Genomic DNA, 4,619 nt, shown 5'->3' with positions numbered 1-4,619 from the left:
TCGCCGGCCAGAAGGCCGTCGTCACCCGCGCCCGCAACTCGATCGCCGGCTTCAAGGTCCGCGAGAAGATGCCGATCGGCGCCAAGGTCACGCTGCGCAAGGAACGCATGTATGAGTTCCTCGACCGCCTCGTGAACATCGCACTGCCACGCGTCCGCGACTTTCGCGGACTGAATCCGAAGAGCTTCGATGGCCGTGGCAACTACGCCATGGGCATCAAGGAACACATCGTGTTCCCGGAGATCAACTACGACAAGGTTGATCAGATCTGGGGCATGGACGTCATCGTTTGTACGACTGCGAAGACGGACGACGAAGCCAGGGCATTGCTCAAGGCCTTCAACTTCCCCTTCCGCCAGTAACGGCAGCGAGAAAAGGAAAAATCTGAAATGGCAAAGACCAGCTCAGTCGAGAAGAACAACAGGCGCCGCAAGCTTGCCGACCAGTACGGTCCCAAGCGCGCTGCCCTGAAGGCGATCATCATGGATCAGTCCAAGCCGATGGAAGAGCGCTTCCGCGCTCAGCTCAAGCTTGCTGCCATGCCGCGCAACTCGGCCAAGATCCGCATCCGCAACCGCTGCGAAGTCACCGGCCGTCCGCGCGCCTACTATCGCAAGCTCAAAGTATCGCGCATCGCGCTTCGTGATCTCGGCAATAACGGCCAGATCCCGGGCCTGGTCAAGTCGAGCTGGTAAGGAGGACATAACATGTCATTAAGCGATCCTCTCGGCGATATGCTGACCCGCATCCGCAACGCGTATGGCCGCAAGAAGTCGAGCGTTTCGACGCCGGCTTCGCGTCTGCGCACCCGCGTCCTCGACGTGCTGAAGGCTGAAGGCTATATCCGTGATTACAGCCAGACCGACTTCGACAACGGCAAGTCCGAAATCGAGATCGAGTTGAAGTATTTCGACGGCGCGCCGGTCGTGCGCGAAATCGCCCGTGTCTCGAAGCCAGGCCGCCGCGTCTATGTTTCGGCCAAGTCGATTCCGCAGGTTGCCAACGGCCTCGGCATCGCCATCCTTTCGACACCGAAAGGCGTGATGGCCGACCACGAAGCACGTGAACAGAATGTCGGCGGTGAAATCCTCTGCCAGATCTTCTGATCTGGCAGTTGACCGCAAAGTGGAATCCGGTCTTCGGATCGTTCCCGAAGACAGAGACCTGAAACAAGAGAAGTGACGAGGACAACAAAATGTCTCGTATTGGAAAGAAACCCGTTTCGCTGCCGCAGGGCGTGACCGCGACCGTCAACGGCCAGACCGTGACGGCGAAGGGCCCCAAGGGTGAGCTGAAGTTCGTGGTGAACGACGAAGTCCTGGTCAAGATGGAAGGCAGCGAGATCGCTGTCCAGCCGCGCGACCAGACCAAGACCGCCCGCTCCAAGTGGGGCATGTCGCGCACGCAGATCGTCAACATCCTGCAGGGCGTCAAGGACGGTTTCGAAAAGAAGCTCGAGATCACCGGCGTCGGCTATCGCGCGGCACTTCAGGGCAAGAACCTGCAGCTGGCACTTGGCTTCAGCCATGACGTCGTCTACGAGACGCCGCAGGGCATCACCATCACGGTGCCGAAGCCGACTGAAATTACCGTGGCCGGCATCGACAAGCAGCAGGTCGGCCAGGTTGCGGCCGAGATCCGCGAGTATCGTGGTCCCGAGCCCTACAAGGGCAAGGGCGTCCGCTACGCTGGCGAGAAGATCGTCCGCAAGGAAGGCAAGAAGAAGTAGTGGGCTTGGCCCCGAAAGGTCGAAGACTTTTCGGAAAGGACCAAGCTAAAGAAGTGCAACGCCGCGGGGAGCGGTCGCGGGAGGCGCATTCGCCTACCGCACATGGCGGCCCCCGTTTTTTGAAGGCAAGGAACTATCATGGCTACCAAGGAATCCATCCAGCGCCGCGCGCAGCGCGTCCGCCGTCAGATCAAGAAGGTCGCTGGTGAGCGCCCGCGTCTGTCGGTCCACCGCACGTCGAAGAACATCTACGTGCAGGTCATCGACGATGCCAAGGGCCACACCATCGCCGCCGCTTCGACGCTCGAGAAGGACCTCAAGGGTTCGCTCAAGACCGGCGCCGACACCGCCGCTGCCGCCGCGATCGGCAAGCTGATCGCCGAGCGCGCCACCAAGGCCGGTGTCAAGGAAGTCGTCTTCGACCGCGGCGCCTACATCTATCACGGCCGCGTCAAGGCGCTCGCCGAGGCTGCCCGTGAAGGTGGTTTGAGCTTCTAAGCATGATCCCGAAAAGTTGCAGACTTTTCGGATAAAGATTATGCGAAGGAAATGATTTCGCCCCCGGTGACCCACAGAGGCGCCGGATCTTATCAGCAACCGTGCTTCCGGAAAAAAACAAGGAACAGGATATGGCACAGGAACGTAGGGATGGCGGCCGCGGCCGCGATCGTGAAGAACGCGATGACGGCATGGTGGACAAGCTCGTCCACATCAACCGCGTCGCCAAGGTCGTCAAGGGCGGCCGTCGCTTCGGTTTTGCAGCACTCGTCGTCGTCGGCGACCAGAAGGGCCGCGTCGGCTTTGGTCACGGCAAGGCGCGCGAAGTGCCGGAAGCTATCCGCAAGGCCACTGAATCGGCCAAGCGCGACATGATCTTCGTGCCGCTGCGCTCGGGTCGTACGCTGCATCACGACGTCGAAGGACGCTGGGGCGCGGGACGCGTGCTGCTGCGCGCTGCCAAGCAAGGTACCGGCATCATCGCCGGTGGCCCGATGCGCGCTGTCTTCGAGACGCTCGGCATGCATGACGTGGTCGCCAAGTCGATGGGTTCGTCGAACCCCTACAACATGGTTCGCGCCACCTTCGACGCGCTGAAGAGCCAGATGCATCCCAAGGATGTGGCTGCTGCTCGCGGCATCAAGTATTCGACCCTTCAGGCCCGCCGCGGCACCGCCGTTGCGTCTGAAGAATAGTCGATCTGACCAGGGATTTTGACCATGGCCAAGAAAGCAACCAAGACCATCACCGTTGAGCAGATCGGTTCGCCGATCCGCCGTCCGAAGGAACAGCGCGCGACGCTGGTCGGCCTCGGCCTCAACAAGATGCACAAGCAGCGCACACTGGAAGATACGCCCTCCGTGCGCGGCATGATCGCTGCCGTCCAGCATCTCGTCCGCGTCGTGGACGAGGGCTGAGCCAGAGCGCAGGAGAACTCAGATGAAACTCAACGATCTGCGTGACAAGGACGGCGCGACGCACTCCAAGAAGCGTCTCGGCCGTGGTATCGGCTCCGGCTCCGGCAAGACCGGCGGCCGCGGCGTCAAGGGCCAGAAGGCACGCTCCGGCGTCGCCATCAACGGCTTCGAGGGTGGCCAGATGCCGCTCTACCGGCGCCTGCCGAAGCGTGGCTTCAACAACATCTTCGCCAAGAGCTTCACTGTCGTGTCGCTGGCCCGCATCCAGGTGGCCATCGACGCCAAGAAGCTCGACGCCAAGGCAACCGTGACGGCTGAATCGCTGGTTGCCGCCGGCGTCATCCGCCGCGTCAAGGACGGTGTGCGCATCCTCTCGGACGGCGAGATCAAGGCGAAGCTGGCCTTTGACGTTGCCGGCGCCTCCAAGGCCGCGATCGAGAAGATCGAAAAGGCCGGCGGTTCGGTCAAGCTGCCGCAGGAAAAGGCAGCTGCCGAGTAACGGCAATTTGAAGCGCGATCGGCAAGAGTGGGATCCGTTTTTGCTCACGATTGCGCTTTGATCTGCTCAACGAGGCGGCCGCGTCAACGCGGCCGCTTGCATGTTTAGAGCCCGGAGCTTATCTCGTGAGCTTCGGTGAAACGCACCGCCTGACCTCAAGGGCCATCAAGCGTTACCAAGCGGAGAATCAGGCATGGCTTCGGCTGCTGAACAATTAGCCTCGAATCTGAATTTCTCGGCCTTCGCCAAAGCGGAGGACCTGAAGAAACGCATCTGGTTCACGATCGGCGCGCTGCTCGTCTACCGCCTCGGCACTTACATCCCGCTTCCCGGAATCAATCCCGACGCCTTCGCCCAAGCCTTCTCCTCGCAGAGCAAGGGCGTGCTTGGCATGTTCAACATGTTCGCCGGCGGCGCCGTGCAGCGCATGGCGATCTTTGCGCTCGGCATCATGCCTTACATCTCCGCCTCCATCATCATGCAGCTGATGACCTCGGTCATCCCGTCGCTGGAAGCGCTGAAGAAGGAAGGCGAACAGGGCCGCAAGGTCATCAACCAGTACACACGCTACGGCACCGTGCTTTTGGCGCTGGTTCAGGCCTATGGTATTTCGGTGGGCCTGGAAGGCGGTCACGGCATCGTCAACGATCCAGGCATGTTCTTCCGCCTCTCGACCGTCGTCACGCTGGTCGGCGGCACCATGTTCCTGATGTGGCTGGGCGAACAGATCACCGCACGCGGCATCGGCAACGGCATTTCGCTGATCATCTTCTCCGGCATCGTCGCCGGTTTGCCGCGCGCCATTTCCGGCACGCTGGAGCTTGGCCGCACGGGCGCCTTGTCGACCGGCCTGATCCTGGCGATCATCGTGCTCGCCATCGTCGTCATCGCCTTGATCGTGTTCTTCGAGCGCGCCCAGCGCCGCTTGCTGATCCAGTATCCGAAGCGTCAGGTCGGCAACCGCATGTTCCAGGGC

At 61.4% G+C, this 4,619-nt stretch carries 9 protein-coding genes; all 9 read left to right on the top strand.

Going from position 1 to position 4,619, the window contains the following annotated elements; all coding sequences use genetic code 11:
- Positions 1-362: 50S ribosomal protein L5 (rplE, locus tag EN993_RS31805; protein WP_127265741.1), on the top strand; the 362-nt coding region annotated here is incomplete at its 5' end.
- 27 nt (positions 363-389) lie between these two features.
- Positions 390-695, top strand: a complete 306-nt coding sequence (rpsN, locus tag EN993_RS31800; protein ID WP_013895695.1) for a 30S ribosomal protein S14 — start codon at positions 390-392, stop codon at positions 693-695.
- Positions 696-707: 12 nt separating this feature from the next.
- Positions 708-1,106: a 30S ribosomal protein S8 gene (gene rpsH, locus EN993_RS31795; protein ID WP_013531431.1), complete on the top strand. Its 399-nt coding sequence runs from the start codon at positions 708-710 to the stop codon at positions 1,104-1,106.
- An 89-nt stretch (positions 1,107-1,195) separates the two neighbouring features.
- On the top strand, positions 1,196-1,729 hold the full coding sequence (gene rplF, locus EN993_RS31790) for a 50S ribosomal protein L6 (RefSeq protein WP_013531432.1): 534 nt from the start codon (positions 1,196-1,198) through the stop codon (positions 1,727-1,729).
- A 138-nt stretch (positions 1,730-1,867) separates the two neighbouring features.
- Positions 1,868-2,227, top strand: a complete 360-nt coding sequence (rplR, locus tag EN993_RS31785; RefSeq protein WP_032925343.1) for a 50S ribosomal protein L18 — start codon at positions 1,868-1,870, stop codon at positions 2,225-2,227.
- Positions 2,228-2,358: 131 nt separating this feature from the next.
- Positions 2,359-2,922 (top strand): 30S ribosomal protein S5, encoded by a 564-nt coding sequence (gene rpsE, locus EN993_RS31780; protein WP_127265740.1) that lies wholly within the window; start codon positions 2,359-2,361, stop codon positions 2,920-2,922.
- Between the two features lie 24 nt (positions 2,923-2,946).
- A complete protein-coding gene (rpmD, locus tag EN993_RS31775; RefSeq protein ID WP_006205449.1) occupies positions 2,947-3,144 on the top strand; it encodes a 50S ribosomal protein L30 in 198 nt (65 codons plus the stop codon).
- A gap of 22 nt (positions 3,145-3,166) precedes the next feature.
- Positions 3,167-3,643 (top strand): 50S ribosomal protein L15, encoded by a 477-nt coding sequence (gene rplO, locus EN993_RS31770; RefSeq protein WP_013531434.1) that lies wholly within the window; start codon positions 3,167-3,169, stop codon positions 3,641-3,643.
- Between the two features lie 193 nt (positions 3,644-3,836).
- The coding region (locus EN993_RS31765; protein ID WP_164757940.1) for a preprotein translocase subunit SecY at positions 3,837-4,619 on the top strand (783 nt) is incomplete at its 3' end.

Source organism: Mesorhizobium sp. M7D.F.Ca.US.004.01.2.1 (genome assembly GCF_003997785.1).
Taxonomy (GTDB): domain Bacteria; phylum Pseudomonadota; class Alphaproteobacteria; order Rhizobiales; family Rhizobiaceae; genus Mesorhizobium; species Mesorhizobium loti.
The sequence above is the reverse complement of the archived record's forward strand: the minus strand, read 5'-3'. Positions and strand labels throughout refer to the sequence as shown.